Annotated in this window: 15 protein-coding genes; 12 read left to right on the top strand and 3 right to left on the bottom strand. The window is 41.1% G+C overall.

Going from position 1 to position 15,057, the window contains the following annotated elements:
• Positions 1 to 31: 31 nt before the first annotated feature.
• Positions 32 to 337 (bottom strand): hypothetical protein, encoded by a 306-nt coding sequence (locus IRB79_RS13290; protein ID WP_019379946.1) that lies wholly within the window; start codon positions 335 to 337, stop codon positions 32 to 34.
• A 434-nt stretch (positions 338 to 771) separates the two neighbouring features.
• Here IRB79_RS13290 and IRB79_RS13285 point away from each other — a divergent pair, with 434 nt between their 5' ends.
• The 3 genes from IRB79_RS13285 (at position 772) to IRB79_RS13275 (ending at position 3,294) form a co-directional block, all read left to right on the top strand.
• On the top strand, positions 772 to 1,869 hold the full coding sequence (locus IRB79_RS13285; protein WP_243509009.1) for a branched-chain amino acid aminotransferase: 1,098 nt from the start codon (positions 772 to 774) through the stop codon (positions 1,867 to 1,869).
• Positions 1,870 to 1,985: 116 nt separating this feature from the next.
• Positions 1,986 to 2,252: a DUF1292 domain-containing protein gene (locus tag IRB79_RS13280; protein WP_243509006.1), complete on the top strand. Its 267-nt coding sequence runs from the start codon at positions 1,986 to 1,988 to the stop codon at positions 2,250 to 2,252.
• Between the two features lie 130 nt (positions 2,253 to 2,382).
• Complete coding sequence (locus IRB79_RS13275; RefSeq protein WP_243509004.1) at positions 2,383 to 3,294, top strand: CBASS cGAMP-activated phospholipase; 912 nt, start codon at positions 2,383 to 2,385, stop codon at positions 3,292 to 3,294.
• Positions 3,295 to 3,340: 46 nt separating this feature from the next.
• Here the strand turns inward: IRB79_RS13275 and IRB79_RS13270 are convergent, their stop codons facing one another.
• Positions 3,341 to 4,504, bottom strand: coding sequence for a glycosyl hydrolase family 18 protein (locus IRB79_RS13270; protein ID WP_243509003.1), 1,164 nt, complete (start codon positions 4,502 to 4,504; stop codon positions 3,341 to 3,343).
• A 220-nt stretch (positions 4,505 to 4,724) separates the two neighbouring features.
• On the opposite strand from IRB79_RS13270, the gene IRB79_RS13265 reads away from it, so the two are divergent.
• Positions 4,725 to 5,756, top strand: coding sequence for a DUF438 domain-containing protein (locus IRB79_RS13265; RefSeq protein WP_243509001.1), 1,032 nt, complete (start codon positions 4,725 to 4,727; stop codon positions 5,754 to 5,756).
• 27 nt (positions 5,757 to 5,783) lie between these two features.
• Here IRB79_RS13265 and IRB79_RS13260 read toward each other — a convergent pair whose 3' ends face one another.
• Positions 5,784 to 6,602: a hypothetical protein gene (locus tag IRB79_RS13260; protein ID WP_243508999.1), complete on the bottom strand. Its 819-nt coding sequence runs from the start codon at positions 6,600 to 6,602 to the stop codon at positions 5,784 to 5,786.
• A 123-nt stretch (positions 6,603 to 6,725) separates the two neighbouring features.
• Here IRB79_RS13260 and pepF point away from each other — a divergent pair, with 123 nt between their 5' ends.
• From pepF to IRB79_RS13220, 8 genes are all read left to right on the top strand, one after another.
• Positions 6,726 to 8,513, top strand: coding sequence for an oligoendopeptidase F (gene pepF, locus IRB79_RS13255; RefSeq protein WP_243509400.1), 1,788 nt, complete (start codon positions 6,726 to 6,728; stop codon positions 8,511 to 8,513).
• 170 nt (positions 8,514 to 8,683) lie between these two features.
• Positions 8,684 to 9,694, top strand: coding sequence for a glycosyltransferase (locus tag IRB79_RS13250; RefSeq protein ID WP_243508998.1), 1,011 nt, complete (start codon positions 8,684 to 8,686; stop codon positions 9,692 to 9,694).
• 23 nt (positions 9,695 to 9,717) lie between these two features.
• On the top strand, positions 9,718 to 10,767 hold the full coding sequence (gene selD, locus IRB79_RS13245; RefSeq protein WP_243508996.1) for a selenide, water dikinase SelD: 1,050 nt from the start codon (positions 9,718 to 9,720) through the stop codon (positions 10,765 to 10,767).
• A 63-nt stretch (positions 10,768 to 10,830) separates the two neighbouring features.
• Positions 10,831 to 11,733, top strand: coding sequence for a phosphate/phosphite/phosphonate ABC transporter substrate-binding protein (phnD, locus tag IRB79_RS13240; RefSeq protein ID WP_243508994.1), 903 nt, complete (start codon positions 10,831 to 10,833; stop codon positions 11,731 to 11,733).
• Positions 11,734 to 11,744: 11 nt separating this feature from the next.
• On the top strand, positions 11,745 to 12,500 hold the full coding sequence (gene phnE, locus IRB79_RS13235) for a phosphonate ABC transporter, permease protein PhnE (RefSeq protein ID WP_243508992.1): 756 nt from the start codon (positions 11,745 to 11,747) through the stop codon (positions 12,498 to 12,500).
• 12 nt (positions 12,501 to 12,512) lie between these two features.
• The gene (gene phnC, locus IRB79_RS13230; RefSeq protein WP_243508990.1) at positions 12,513 to 13,286 is read left to right on the top strand and encodes a phosphonate ABC transporter ATP-binding protein; all 774 of its coding nucleotides are present in this window, start codon (positions 12,513 to 12,515) and stop codon (positions 13,284 to 13,286) included.
• Between the two features lie 38 nt (positions 13,287 to 13,324).
• Positions 13,325 to 13,936 (top strand): polysaccharide deacetylase family protein, encoded by a 612-nt coding sequence (locus IRB79_RS13225; protein ID WP_243508988.1) that lies wholly within the window; start codon positions 13,325 to 13,327, stop codon positions 13,934 to 13,936.
• A gap of 113 nt (positions 13,937 to 14,049) precedes the next feature.
• Complete coding sequence (locus tag IRB79_RS13220; protein ID WP_243508987.1) at positions 14,050 to 14,985, top strand: phosphotransferase; 936 nt, start codon at positions 14,050 to 14,052, stop codon at positions 14,983 to 14,985.
• Positions 14,986 to 15,057: the final 72 nt, after the last annotated feature.

Genomic DNA, 15,057 nt, shown 5'->3' with positions numbered 1-15,057 from the left:
TAGCAAAAAAGGGCAGCAGCCAAATCCAGGCTTAGCTGTCCTTTTTCATTTTCTTTAATTCTTCCATAACGACGAAGGCCAAATCATCATTTCCGAACATTGATAGAACACCAAGCAATGTCTCATCAGGCACATCGCCCGCTTCTTCTTTTGGAACTGTCAGCTCCAGCGCCTCCTGCAGTGAAATATTTTTGCTTTGATCAGGATATGCCTTTAAATAGATTTCCTCAGGATCTAAATTGTGATTAATGCACCACTGGGCAAAAACGAGAATCATCATTTTTTCTTCGCCCTGATAGTTTTGAATAATTCTTTCTTCAAGCTCTTTGCTGTTCATCATCATAAATCTCCTTATGTATTTATATATTGATTATAGATTTAAATTCATGATTTTTCATCTTAATTGCCATTTCTTTTGCAAATAGAATTTTCAGTAATTCGAATTAATTCTAAATTTATTGTTAATTCATATTGACAATTAAATAGGAGAATATCATAATATTAGAAAAACTTATAAAAACTTTAACAGATAACTGCACTACTGCCTTGAAGTAGAAAAGAGCGAAAGGCAACCTTTTCAAAAACAGCATACGAGTCTTATTACAATGACTATAAGCAGCTGTTGAACATCCATATTGGTTGTTGCCGGGAAGCAAGCCCTTTCGTCCACGCTCGGAGGATGACTGGGCGTTTTTATTTATCCTCTATTAAGAGCAGCAGGAAAAGCAGGCATGAGGTTTTTAAATCATCTACAGATAGGGAGTTTTGACAATGACTGAATTTAAAATTGAAATCAATCGCACACCTGAGAAAAAACAAAAACCTGCATTTGATAACCTGGAGTTTGGCAAAAATTTTACCGATCATATGTTTGAAATGGATTATACTGCCGGCCGGGGATGGCATGATCCAAGAATTGTACCTTACCAGCCGCTTTCGCTTGATCCCGCTGCAATGATTTTCCATTATGGGCAAAGTGTCTTCGAAGGATTGAAAGCATATCTTACAATCGAAAATGAGGTATTGCTGTTCAGGCCAGAAAAGAATATGGAGAGATTGAATAAATCCAACTCCAGATTATGCATTCCTGAAATTGATGAAGAGCTTGCTCTTTATGCCTTAAAAGAATTAATATCACTCGATCGTGACTGGATTCCCAATGTTGAAGGCACTTCACTGTACATCCGCCCATTTGTCATTTCAACTGAGCCATACCTTGGAGTGGCCCCATCAAAGAGATACAAATTCATCATTATCCTTTCTCCAGTTGGCGCCTACTATAAGGAAGGCATCAACCCTGTTAAAATTGCTGTTCAAAACGAATATGTCCGTGCAGTAAAAGGGGGAACAGGCACCGCTAAAACCGGAGGAAACTATGCAGCGAGTCTGAAAGCACAGGAGCTTGCCAGCTTAACAGGATATTCGCAGGTTCTATGGCTTGACGGAAAAGAAAATAAATATATTGAAGAAGTGGGAAGCATGAACATTTTCTTCAAAATTAACGGTGAAGTTGTAACACCTGAGCTTAATGGAAGCATCTTAGAAGGAATCACCAGAAACTCTGTACTCGAGTTACTGAAATACTGGAATATTCCAGTGTCAGAGCGCAGAATCTCCATTGAAGAAATCTACCAGGCACATGCGGATGGCCAGCTTGAAGAAGCATTTGGAACAGGCACCGCTGCAGTTATCTCTCCAATTGGCGAATTTTTCTGGGACAATAAGAAAATTGAAATCAGCGGAGGCATTACCGGGGAATTATCTAAGAAAATCTATGATACTTTGACAGGCATCCAAAAAGGAACAGCGGCAGACCCGTTTGGATGGAGTGTAAAAGTGGAAAAGAAAGAGGCAGCAGGTATTAAGTAATCCTTAATGCGGGCAAGGATCGGCATCATAAAGCCGATCCTTTTTCTATTTTAGGCATGAAAATCTGCTAAAACGGGAAAACATAGAAAGAACCTACTATGGAGAGGAGATAAAAAATGGACAAGATAGAAGTTGGAGAAGTTTTTACAATCAGTGATGAAAATGATCAGGAAATGGAAGTGGAGGTCCTCGCGTCTGCAGAGGTTGATGGCAATCAATATGCTGCTGTCAGCTTCGTAGAAGATCTTGAGGAAGACACAGAAGAAGATATCGACGTGTTCTTCTTAAAACTGGATGAAGACGGCGACTTTATACCCATTGAAAGCGACGAAGAATTTAACAAAGTCTCAGCCGTATTTGAGGAAATGATAAACGAGGAATAGAAGAGAAGGAATGATTCCTTCTCTTTTTTTTACATAGGAAAATGCTTAAGCTTCCATTCTTCAGAGAACCTAATTTCTCAAATATTAAAGGGGCAAATCTTACAAAAGGACTGAAACAGCAGGTGATCCAATGAAAATATTATGCATCGATGGCGGTGGAATACGAGGTGTTTTTGCCGTCAGTATTTTAAAAGCTCTCGAAGAGGAACTGAATCTGCAAGCAGGCGACTATTTTGATATGATTGCAGGCACAAGCACCGGATCGATAATTGCCTCTTCACTGATCCTGAAGAGAGATATGAGCGAGGTCTTAAAAGGATACGAATCATTCGGGAAAAAGATTTTTGTAAAACAGGCAAAGGTTGGTCTCTTTAAAAGTGTATACAGTGATAAGTACCTGCGGCGTTTTATCCGAAAAGCTTTTGGCGAAACTGAGCTTTCCGATATCAAAAAGCCGCTTTTAATTCCAGCAGTCGATGTGACCCATGGCAAGCCATTTATCCACCGTTCCAATTACGGCAGTACTGAAAATGAAAGTTTATCAATGAAGCTTTGGGACGCAGTCCTTTCCTCCTGTTCAGCACCTGTTTATTTCCCTCCGAACAACATCAGCAACAGTTATTTATCGATAGACGGAGGGCTTTGGGCGAATAATCCCTCACTCGTTTGCATTACGGAGGCTATGCATCACTTCAGGGAGGAACTGCAAAATATAAAAATCCTTTCCCTTGGAACGGGTCTTCAAAAAATTGACTTTACGATTGATCATAATAAATACTGGGGTGTAAAGCATTGGCTGCCTTTCCAGCTGCCGTCCATGAAAGTTACCCCGAAGCTTTTGGACCTGGCCCTTCATTTATCTTCCGAATCTGTTACCTACCATTGCAAGCATCTCCTCGGAGAAAATTACTTGCGCATAAATGAAGAGCTGGGGGAAGAAATGCCATTTGATGAAATAAAGTTTGTGGAGGATTTGATTATGCTCGGGGAGAAGGTCTATCAGGATCGGCGGGAGGAAATTAAAAAGTTTTTACTATTGTGATTTGAATCCGTAAAAAAGAGCAAGGGTGCTACCCATGCTCTTTTTCTCATTTTGCATTTTTCAAGGAATAATACTTCACGGGTTCTTCTGTATTTTGGAGCACTTCAGCAATCATTCCAGTAAGGCTGTATCGCCCTTTGGCGTCATGGCCAACTTCCCAGATCATCATTCCGCCGAATCCGTAATTTAGAGCCAGGGCAGTTTTCTTTTTCATCGTATTGGCACCATTATAGTAGTAGTCGGTGCCATTAAGGCTGATCCTATCTTTAGCTGCGTTTTCAGGATTATCATTTATGACTGCATTATATGATACAGGCTTAATGGCAGGATCTTCCGGCTGAGCATAAAGCGGAACCCCCAGAACCAGCTTATCTTTTGGAATACCCTGTGAATCAAATAGTTGTCCCCAATAGTTTGCGATATTCTCTGTAAAGGAGTACGGAGAAAGATTAGCGGCATTGTATCCGCCATCCCACTGGCCATCATAAGCCATAATATTTACATAATCAACCTTCTGGAACATTGCAGGCTCATAAACAACATAGCCCGTCTCTGTCCCAGTTACACTATGAATTTTTGCATGGACCGCAACAGACAGCACTTTGCCGTTTGAATGAAGTACTTCGCTAAGTTTATTGATAAAGACAGCCAGGTATTTTGCATCCTCTTTGGAACGCGGATGCTCAAAATCAATATCAATGCCATCAAGGTTTTCGTTTTGGGCCAGCCCCGCCAGTTCTTTTACCAGCCTATCTCTCGAGGAGTCATCAGCTATGGCTTGTTTAAAATAATCATAAGATTCCCCGCCATTGATATGAAACCATCCGCCTACAGCAAGTAAGGCCTTTACATCTTGCTCGTGTGCATTTCTTACCACACTTCGCAGATTTTCCAGCGCTGAATCACCATTTAAAGAAATGCTTCCGTCCTTCTCAGGATGAGCGAAAGAAAATAAGATATGAGACAGATTTGAATAGTCAATCGAATTTGGATCACGGTAATCCTGGACATACCCCATCAGCACTTTTTCGGGAATCTCTGAAAGCTCCGGGATACCTTTTTTGACCGGAAGTTTGCTGGATTGTGAAACCGGCACAGGCTGTTTTAAAGGCTGGAGCTGATCCGTGTTGTTTGTATAGTAAATGCCTGCAGCAAATCCGCTGGAAAAAATAAGAACAATTATTATCAGCATTTGGTATATTCTTTTCACTAAATTGTAAACCTCCATCATTCAATCCTTTCAAAGTGTATCAAAAAAGAGAACAAGGAGGGGGTGGTAATTTATTGCTTACATTCCATTCTGGAATAATACAATAAACTTTCAATAAAAATATGATTCTCATCACATCCCAAACTTTTCCCCTATGGTACATTCCTTATAAGCAATATAAACGGCCTTGAAAAAGAATTGCTATAGGAGGAAAAGTACAGTGAGCGAATTGATTAATAACCGCGAACATCAGGACCATCACAACGGTCCTGTTCAGAACAATGAAGGCGAAACTGCTCATCCAAAGCCGGAAGAACAGCCTGGACACCCCATACATACATTCATCCGGGAGAATAGGGCAATTGATAAGCATTTGAGGGAAAAGGTAAAAGTCCATCTCGAGGCGTTCATCCAGGAGGATAACGGGGAAAATGCATATAAACTATTAGAAGACTGCATCCTGCTGCTTGATCTTGATAAGCATTACAGCCGGAAGGAAAATCTGCTTTTCCCATACTTGGAGAAGTACGGAATCTATGGTCCAACAAATAATATGTGGAGCATTGATGACTTTATCAGGGATGGAATCAAGGATGCCAAGAACCTGCTCAGCCATTACGACGGGGACAAGCAAAAGGTCACCAATGCCGTGCGTTTCATTTTCAATGAAATAAGCGCCATGATTTACAGGGAGGAAAATATCCTTTTCCCCATGGCCTTAAAGAATCTTACAGAAGATGAATGGGTTAAGATTGCCCGTGAGAGCGACGAGATTGGCTTCTGTCTGACCGGCCCGGAAGGAGAATGGAAGCCCGAACGCAAAGGGATTGACGGGAATGCAATATCAGAAGGCTATATCAAAATGGAAACTGGCATTTTATCATTGAAACAGCTGGAGCTATTATTCAATCACTTGCCTGTTGATATCACATTTATTGATCATGAAGACATAGTCCGCTATTTCTCTCACGGAAAGGAAAGAATCTTTGCCAGAACCAAAGCCGTGATAGGGCGAACCGTGCAGAATTGCCATCCTCCCCGCAGTGTCCATGCTGTGGAAGAATTGCTGAAGGATTTCAAGGCAGGCCGAAAAGACTCTGAAGATTTCTGGATAAAATTCAGAGATAAATATGTTTATATCCGTTATTTTGCTGTAAGGGATGAAAATGGAAGCTATGCAGGAACCCTTGAATTTACACAAAATATCAGCCCAATCCAGGAAATCGAGGGGGAAAAAAGAATTCTTTTATAATCATAAAAAAGCTAAGAGCGTCCACTCTTAGCTTTTTTTGATTTTTGAAGGATTATTAATCTTATATGTCACTGCTTCTTCTACAATAAATTCCTCGTCACAGTCTTTCCCTTTAGGCAGTTTCTTTTTAACAATTTTTCCATCAAATTCAAGGCTTTCCCCTGGCTGAAGTTCAAATTTCTTCAGAGTTTTTGAGTGGGAGCACCATCCAAGCCCCACTTCAATCGGTTCATCCTCTTGAATAACAACATCTTCTAGGACGATTACTTCATCATTGTCTTCATTGAAATGGTTCCAGCTCAAGGCAAATTGTTTTACTTTAGCTGTAAAATGGACCTTTTCTGCAGGCAGTTCCAATGCAGGCTCTTTTTCCTTCTTGGCTTTTTTTGCTGAAGGCTTTGTCTTAATGCTGTTTTCAGGCGGATTCTTAGTAACATCTTCAGACTTCTCACTGGCTTTTTTGGGAGCTTCCTTTTCAAAAGGAGCTGAGGAGGTGTCCGCAAAATCAGCAGCCAGTGCTTTTCCAAAGCTTGGGGACTGCATCTCTTTAAGATAAGCCGGGTGTATGCAGCTCAGATTTCCGTCCTGAAATTCAATTATGATCGTATAATAATCACCAGATTCACCGTATGCCTGATAACCTTTAACGGTTACAAGACGCTGGTGTGTTTTTTCTTTATACCAGAATTCCTTCTTAACTTCCCGTGTAGTTGATAATCCCCATTCCCTGACTTTTTCTTCATAATGGGCATCGTCCTGAAAAGTTTCAAAATTCCCCACTGGAGGAAAATAGGCCGTATTGTTTGGGTCTTCAATATGAGGCAGAGTTATTGCCAATCCGTCCACATCCTTTCAAGATTATTTTAATGGCCGTTCGTGATAAAATCAAAAATGGGGAAGGGTTTTTCCGATAACTTTTGAATATAGTTAATAAATGAATGACAGTTTTGCGGTAAAGGAGTCTATATGATGAAGACATTCAAAAACAGAAATGATGTTCCGTTGAATGAAAAATGGAATCTGGAAGACATTTATTCAAGTTTGGAAAAATGGGAGGAAGATTACCAGAGGATTGAACAATTAGCTGATAAGCTGAAGACCTTTGATGGACAGATTCACGATGGTTATTCCCTGTATCAATATCTCGAGCAAAAAGAAAAACTTTCTTACATATTTAATAAGCTATATGCATATGCGATGCTGAAAACAGATGAAGACACACGGGTCACTGATTCGCAGGCATTTGTGGACAGGGCAAAGCAATTGAGCGTTAAAATCAGTTCATCCACTTCTTTTTTTATGCCTTTTCTTTTAAGCCTGGATGAAGAAACGCTAAACGGGTATATTGCTGAGGAAAAGGGCTTGAAATACTTTGAGGAAGACCTGCTTGAATCTTTCCGCTATAAGGCGCATGTCCTTAATAAAGACAAGGAAGAAATTCTGTCCCGCCTTGGCGAAGCACTTTCAGTTCCCAGTCATACATTTGGAATGATGAATAATGCTGATATAAAGTTTGGCGATGTAACAAAAGACGATGGCGAAAAGGTTGAACTGACACGAGGCATGTATGCAAAAATTATGGAAGAGGAAGACCGGGAAAAGAGGAAAGAAGCATATAAGGCCTATTACCAGCCTTATGTGCAGCTAAAGAATTCCATTGCATCCACCCTTTCTGCTGCGATAAAAAACAATGTGAGCATGGCCAAAATCCGGAATTATCCTTCAGCCCTTGAAAAAGGATTATTTGGAGATAAGGTGCCAAAGGAAGTATATGTAAATCTTATTGAGACGACTAAAAAAAATATTGGGGCAATGCATCAGTATGCCAGTGTCCGCAAGAAACAGTTAGGCCTTGATGAGCTGAGGCAATATGATTTGAGTGTTCCATTAGTAAAGGGAGTAAAACCTGATATATCCTACGAAGAAGCTTATGATACGATGTGTAAAGCACTGGAGCCTCTTGGAGAGGATTATATTAATATTCTCAAAGAGTTTAAGTCAGGGCGCTATATTGACGTGCGGGAAACTCCAGGGAAGCGGTCAGGGGCGTATAACCTGGGCATCTATGGCGTTCATCCTTATATCCTGCTGAATCACCGTGATGATCTGGACAGCCTTTTTACACTTGCTCATGAATGCGGACATGGTGTCCACAGTAAGCTGAGCTCACAGCACCAGCCCCAGATTACCGCCCGTTATAGCATCTTTGTAGCGGAAGTGGCTTCAACAGTGAACGAAGTGCTGTTGATTCATTATTTGCTGAACAGAGAAAAGGATAATCTAGTCCGCAGACATCTCCTTAATCATTTTATTGATCAGTTTAAAGGAACCTTCTTCACCCAAGTCATGTTTGCTGAGTTTGAGATGAAAACGCATGAATTAGCGGAAAAGGGAAAGCCGCTTAACGCTGAAGTTTTCAGCGGAATTTATGAAAGCTTATTCCGCGAATACAACGGGGATGAAATAGTCTTTGATGAAGAGGTAAAATTCGGCTGGGCAAGGATCCCTCATTTTTACCGTCCATTTTATGTCTATAAGTACGCTACCGGGTTTGCGTCTGCCATTCATTTGGCAGCGAAAATTCTTGAAGGGGACAAAGAAACGCTGCATAGCTATCTTGAGTTCTTAAAAAGCGGAAGTTCCGATTACCCGCTTGAGCTGTTAAAGAAAACCGGAGTGGATCTGACTTCCCCATATCCAATTGAAAACTCACTTCGGAAATTCAGAGATCTTGTAGAAGAATTCGGTAACCAATAGAAGGATCTGGCCTGTTTCTTGACTTAGGGAACAGGCTTTTTTATTGTCATAATAAAAAGAACAGCTTGCTGAAATTTAATTAATGGACAGGATGAAATATTCCTGCAATAATTGATGCAAACTTTAATTAAAAAGAAGATAGTGCAAATATAATTGTGAAGGATGAAGGGATGAAAGTACTTCTGGCAAGCCCAAATTTTCACCAGGCAAGAGGAAATACGGTTACCGTTCAGCGTATTTCTGATGGACTTAATAAACTGGGCATCGAGACTAAAATCTTTAATATCACAGACGATCGCGAATTAACTTGCCTGCCAAAAGCTGATATCGTGCATGGCTTTAACGCTTACAGGTTTGGCGAATTTATTAAAGGGCTTGGTAAAAGGCCTGAAAGATATGTTGTAACCATGACAGGCACAGACTTAAATATCGATCTTTATGATCCGGTAAAAAAAGCCGTTGTTTTTGAAACCATCCTCCATGCCGAAGCTATACACGTATTTGATGAAGAAGCCAAGCTGGTACTGGCAAAAGAACTTCCCGAGGCAAGAGATAAAATTAGTGTTATCCATCAGGGCACTGTAATATTTCCTGAACCTGGAGGCGATTATAAAAAGGAACCTGGCACTTTTTTATTTTTGCTGCCGGCAGGGATCCGCAAGGTAAAAAATATCCCTTTTGCCATAGAAAAGCTTAAAATGATTTACGAAAAAAATCCCGGGATACGCCTTTGGCTGGCGGGCCCTATTATTGAAGAAGAAGAAGGATATATTGTAAAGTCCCTTGCAGAAGAGAATAAAGAGTGGATTCAATATCTTGGGCAAATCCCCCATCATCATATGGGAGAGCTATACAGGCAAACTGATGCCGTATTGAATACATCCCATTCTGAAGGCCAGCCTGCAGCTCTTTTAGAAGCCATGGAATATCGCCTTCCAGTACTTGCAGCCAATAACCTGGGCAACCGAAATATCATTGACCATCAGGAAACCGGATTAATCTATACTAATCCGGTCGAATTTCTTGATTATGCAGACAAACTAGTGAATAATTACGAGTTGAGGATAAAATTGGGGCGGGCTGCCAAATCCTATGTTGAATGCAGCCATTCTTCTGAATATGAAGCTAAAACACTTCAAAAAATTTACAAAACAATTTTAGAAAAGTCCCCAAGTAAATAATGAATAGGCAAGGAGAGAGAAATATGTCGAGAGAAGAAATCATAAAACTAACTTCTTTATCTACAAAAGGCGGCTGAGGATGCAAAATTGGTCCTGAAGACCTGGCGCAGGTTCTGCGTCATTTGCCAAAGTCTGTACCTGACCCCAACCTTTTAGTAGGACTGGATACATCTGATGATGCAGGCGTATATAAAATAAATGATGAAACTGCCCTGGTGCAGACACTTGATTTCTTTACTCCTATCGTGGATGACCCGTATATGTTCGGGCAGATTGCCGCAGCCAATTCACTTAGCGATATTTACGCTATGGGCGGAAAGCCAATAACCGTTATGAATATTGTAGGTTTTCCAATCAGCAAATTGGATAAAGGCATACTTGCAGACATTCTGGCTGGCGCATCCGATAAAGTTAGAGAATCCGGTGCTGTTTTAGTTGGAGGGCACTCCATTGATGACCAGGAGCCAAAATTCGGTTTATCTGTGACTGGAACAGTACATCCTGAACGGGTTAGAACAAATGCAGGAGCCAAACCTGGTGACAAACTGATTTTAACCAAGCCGATTGGCGTGGGGATACTTACTCAAGCGATAAAAAGGGATATGCTGGATCAGGAAGGAATCGACCGTGTAATGGAAGTCATGGCTGCCTTAAATAAAGACGCAGCTGAAGCTATGGATAACTACCAGGTCAATGCCTGCACAGACATTACTGGTTTTGGCCTTCTAGGCCACGCAATGGAGATTGCGGAAGGAAGCGGCACAGGCATTACCATTGAAAGCAAAGCCGTTCCAATCCTTTCTAAAACAAGAGAGCTTGCTGAACAGAATATTATTCCTGGAGGCTCCAAAAAGAATCATAAATGGCTGTCCGGCCGGATTCAGTATGAAAATATTGATGATGTGGACCAAGTGATACTATGTGATGCCATCACTTCTGGGGGACTTTTAATAACCGTTCCTGAAACAGAAGCTGAATTGCTCCTAAAAGACCTTAAGGAAAAAGGAGTAGAATGGGCTTCCATCATTGGGACTGTCACAGATCAGAATCCTGGAAAGATTACTGTTATCTGAAAAAAGGACTCGAAAAGAGTCCTTTTTTACCTTTACTAAAAAACAGAACAAGGAAGTGCAAACATGAAAAAATTCTTAATGCTCCTGACTATCTTTTCACTGATGCTCCTGTCAGCATGCAGCGGCAATGAAGCAGATAACACAGACGGAAACGGAAAAGAAAAATCGAAAGAAACATTCACCATTGGGGTCATCCCAGTTCAAACAGAGGGATCCATGGAAGCTGCCATGGAGAAGCTGCAGTCCACTTTATCGGAAAAACTCGATAGGGATGTAGCTGTAGAAGTATATCCGGATTATAACGGGGTAGTGGAAGCCATGAACTACGATAAAATTGATATGGCTTATTTCGGCCCGTTAACATATGTTGTTGCACATGAGAAGAGCGGCGCAAAAGCCATCATTACACAGCTGATCGATGGAGAGCCATTCTATTATTCATATATCATCACCCATAAAGACAATCCATGGAATTCACTTGAAGATTTCCTGAAAGACAGCAGTGAAGCTGACTTTGCCTTCGGTGATATCAATTCAACTTCAGGATCTCTAATCCCATCCATTGAATTGAAGGACCGCGAAGTTTACAAATCAGAGGATGAACACAGCTTTAAGTCCGTCAGATTTACCGGCTCGCATGATGCTACTGCATTGGCAGTTCAAAATAAGCAGGTTGATGCAGGTGCGATCGACAGCGCCATTTACAATCAACTAGTGGATTCAGGAAAAGTGGATGGAAATCAGATTAAAACCATCTGGAAATCAGAAAAGCTTTTTCAGTACCCATGGGCTGTACATGAAAACACCGATGATGAAACGATTAAAGCATTAAAAGAAGCATTTCTGGCGATTGAAGATCCGGAAATTCTGGATGCTTTCGGGGCAAGCGGATTTACAGAAGCAAGCAATGAAGATTATGAAAGCATCCGCCAGGCTGCCCTAAAAGAGGGACTCATTAAAGAATAGGGCTGATAAGATTGTGGTTTAAAAAACACAGCATATTAACATATTTGGTGTTGGCTTTATTTGTTTATCTAAGCATGCGGCTAACGGAATTCGATTTATCGAAATTCAAAGACTTCCGCAATATGATTGACTTTCTGTCCCATTGGTTCCCGATGGATTTTTCTCTTCTTCCAAAGATACTTGAAGACAGTCTGGAAACATTGGCCATGGCTTTTCTGGGAAGCTTTTTCGGGCTAATTATCGGACTTCCCTTAAGCTTTATGGCCGCCAAAAACACGTCCGGCTCTAAACTTATTTACCATTTAACCAGAGTCGGCCTCAGTTTTGTCCGTTCCATCCCTGAAATTGTTTTCGGTCTGATTCTTCTTACGGCTCTTGGACTTGGTCCTTTTCCTGCTGTCCTGGCCATTATGTTTCATAACATTGGGGTTCTGGGAAAACTGATCTCAGAACTCATTGAAGCATCCGATCCCGGCCCGCAGGAGGCCATGAAAGCAGTTGGTGCAAAAAGCTGGTTTGCTTCTCTCTTCAGCATCCTGCCCCAAATATGGCCAAATGTATTGTCGAATTACTTCTACCGGTTTGAGGTTGCCATTCGAACTTCTCTTATATTGGGTTTTATTGGCGGTGGAGGAATTGGCCAAAGACTTTTTAATGATTTTAAAACCTTCCAATACAGTTCAGTTTCGCTCGATGTACTGGTTATTATGATCATCGTTATTCTAGTGGATCTTTTCGGAAGCTATGTTAGGAACCGAGTGATATAAAGGAGGCCTGAAATGCTTGAGATTCGAAATATAACAGTCCGTTATCCCGGCATGAAGCATAATGCCCTGAATTCCATAAACCTTAAGATCCATCCTGGTGATTTTGTTTGTGTGTTAGGTAAAAGCGGTGCTGGAAAATCCACTTTGATCCGCTGTTTAAATGGCTTGCAGACACCATCATCAGGGGAAATCATCTGGGATGGCCTATCCTTTTCTGCACTGAGTGATGAACAGCTTCGAAAAATCCGCAGGGAGATGGGAATGATCTTTCAGCATTTTAATTTAATTCCACGATTGACTGTCCTGCAAAATGTTCTGACAGGCATGTTCGGCTACAGGAGCAGCTTCAAAAACCTTATTGGATGGTTCACAGATGAAGAAAAAGCTCAGGCTAAACAAGTCATTGCAGAGGTGGGCTTAGCCGATTTTGCCGATCGCAGGGTCGAGCATCTTAGTGGAGGGCAGAAACAGAGAGTCGGCATTGCAAGGGCTCTCCTTCAAAAGCCAAGGTTCCTTCTAGGCGACGAGCCTGTTGCGAGCCTGGATCCGGGAACTTCAGACCGGATATTCAGCCTGCTTCAGGAGATGCATGAGCGGCATAAGCTTCAAACCATTATAAATGTCCATGATGTTCAGTTAGCTAAACGTTATGCAACCCGCATTATCGCTTTAAAAGATGGGGAAGTCGTTTTTGATGATAAACCAGAGCAGTTTACAGACGATATGTATGTATTTACATATGATGCAGAAAGTTATGGCGAAAAATCATATATCCGTTCAACTTAGATAAGGAGGCAGAGGAAATGGCCAATTGTCCATGAGTAGTGGATAGCTCGAACGTCGTGTACGTTTCGAATGACCCTGATATCAAACTGTTTAATGAGGGCCATATATCGAAGAAAACAGTGGTGTTGACCTTTGATGATGGACCAGGAAGAGTTCTTCCGGAAATATTGGATATCTTGAAGAAAGAGAATGTTCCAGCTGTATTCTTCTGGCAATCCAGGCTTTTATACACTCAGCGTCCGTGGAAAAGAGTCATGGAAGAAGGTCATCAGATAGGCACTCACTCTTCAAAGCATTCCAACTATGTTAAATTAACTCCAAATGAACAAATTCAGGACCTCCTCAACAGCAAAACTAAGATTGAGTCGATCATCGGCCAGGGAGTAAAGCTTTTCCGGCCCCCATTTGGGCAGTACAATGAACATACTATAACTGCAGCCAAACAGCTTGGTCTAACAACCATCATGTGGAGAATCTCGTCAATGGACTGGGAGCTTAAAGAACAGCCTGAACAAATAATCGCAAACGTTGTAGAGAACCTGGAAGACGGGGCGATCATTCTTTTACATGAATTAGCCCAGACTGTTGAAGCTCTTCCTGGTTTAATTGCTGAGATCCGAAATAAAGGCTATGAATTCAGTTTGCTATAAAAAGTATCCTTTTACAGGATACTTTTTTTGTGCAGTGAAAAAAGCAGTATTATTTTTAAAAGAAGCTTGATATATATGGTGAGATAGGATGCCTATTAAGGGGGAGCGCCAGCTTGTTTACTAATATTGTGACTGCAAACGGGACTCTAAATGACCGTTACATTTTAAGAAGAGAGAATTTATATCAGGGAGCGAACGGCCGGTTTGTCGAGCGCTTTTTTATAGATGCTTCAAAAAGCTATATTTTCAAACCTCTGACAAACAATACTCAGCTTGGAAAAGAAGTATGGATTTTCGAAAATGTACTGGCAGAACTCCCGCTAAAGTTTCCAAAAATCCTGTCGTACTCCGTTCAAAACAAACTAAGCAATAATTGGATTATTTTAGAGGACCTTGGCACCATTACACATACATTTGATTCAAATATTGCACTGGAACTAACTGCATTAATGGCCAAATGGCACTCTTTGCCCGCTGAGCGGTTTTCCCATGCACAGCTGAAAGGTCCTAAACCGCCTATTGAGGACATGGCAGACCATATTCTGCAGAACAAAGAGAAAGTTTTTACTATTCTTAGGTTACATAATGTTTCAGAGCGTTTAGGCAATATCATTTTCAGTGCATTTACCAGTAAACCCTTTTCCGCTGTGAAGGTTCTTTGCCATGGGGATTTGCACCAGGGGAACTTTGGGTATGCGGGCGATAAGACAGTGGTTCTGGACTGGGAACATTGCCACTTGAACACACCTTTTTGGGATTTGTTCCATTTAATCGATATTTCACATCCGGATTTCCCTAAGACAGGTAACCATACTTTGCGAAATATGATTCTGGACTGTTATTGTGAAGAAATTCAAATTTCTGCTCCTGACAGGGAAAAATTCAAACAGGAATATTATTTGTTTTCAGCTGTTTTTTCGGTTTGGATGATGATGCTAATACAATCTGATCTGGACAATCAGAGAGCGAAATGGGGTCCAAAACAGCTGTCGAGGCAATTAAAAGAGACAATACGCAATCTTGGTGAATGTGCCGAAGAAATCATTTAGAAAGAAAGCCAGTTCATGCTGATTGACACAAATTAACTAATATGATATTTAAATATTGTTTAGCACTCTTAA

The sequence above is a fragment of the Cytobacillus oceanisediminis genome, assembly GCF_022811925.1.
Lineage (GTDB): Bacteria > Bacillota > Bacilli > Bacillales > Cytobacillaceae > Cytobacillus > Cytobacillus oceanisediminis_D.
The sequence above is the reverse complement of the archived record's forward strand: the minus strand, read 5'-3'. Positions and strand labels throughout refer to the sequence as shown.

Bases quoted from the DNA above. Each gene is read 5' to 3' on its own strand.
- IRB79_RS13285 (WP_243509009.1), top strand. From the start codon at position 772: ATGACTGAATTTAAAATTGAAATCAATCGCACACCTGAGAAAAAACAA.
- IRB79_RS13250 (WP_243508998.1), top strand. From the start codon at position 8,684: ATGAAAGTACTTCTGGCAAGCCCAAATTTTCACCAGGCAAGAGGAAAT.
- phnD (WP_243508994.1), top strand. From the start codon at position 10,831: ATGAAAAAATTCTTAATGCTCCTGACTATCTTTTCACTGATGCTCCTG.
- pepF (WP_243509400.1), top strand. From the start codon at position 6,726: ATGAAGACATTCAAAAACAGAAATGATGTTCCGTTGAATGAAAAATGG.
- IRB79_RS13275 (WP_243509004.1), top strand. From the start codon at position 2,383: ATGAAAATATTATGCATCGATGGCGGTGGAATACGAGGTGTTTTTGCC.
- phnC (WP_243508990.1), top strand. From the start codon at position 12,513: ATGCTTGAGATTCGAAATATAACAGTCCGTTATCCCGGCATGAAGCAT.
- IRB79_RS13280 (WP_243509006.1), top strand. From the start codon at position 1,986: ATGGACAAGATAGAAGTTGGAGAAGTTTTTACAATCAGTGATGAAAAT.
- IRB79_RS13290 (WP_019379946.1), bottom strand. From the start codon at position 337: ATGAACAGCAAAGAGCTTGAAGAAAGAATTATTCAAAACTATCAGGGC.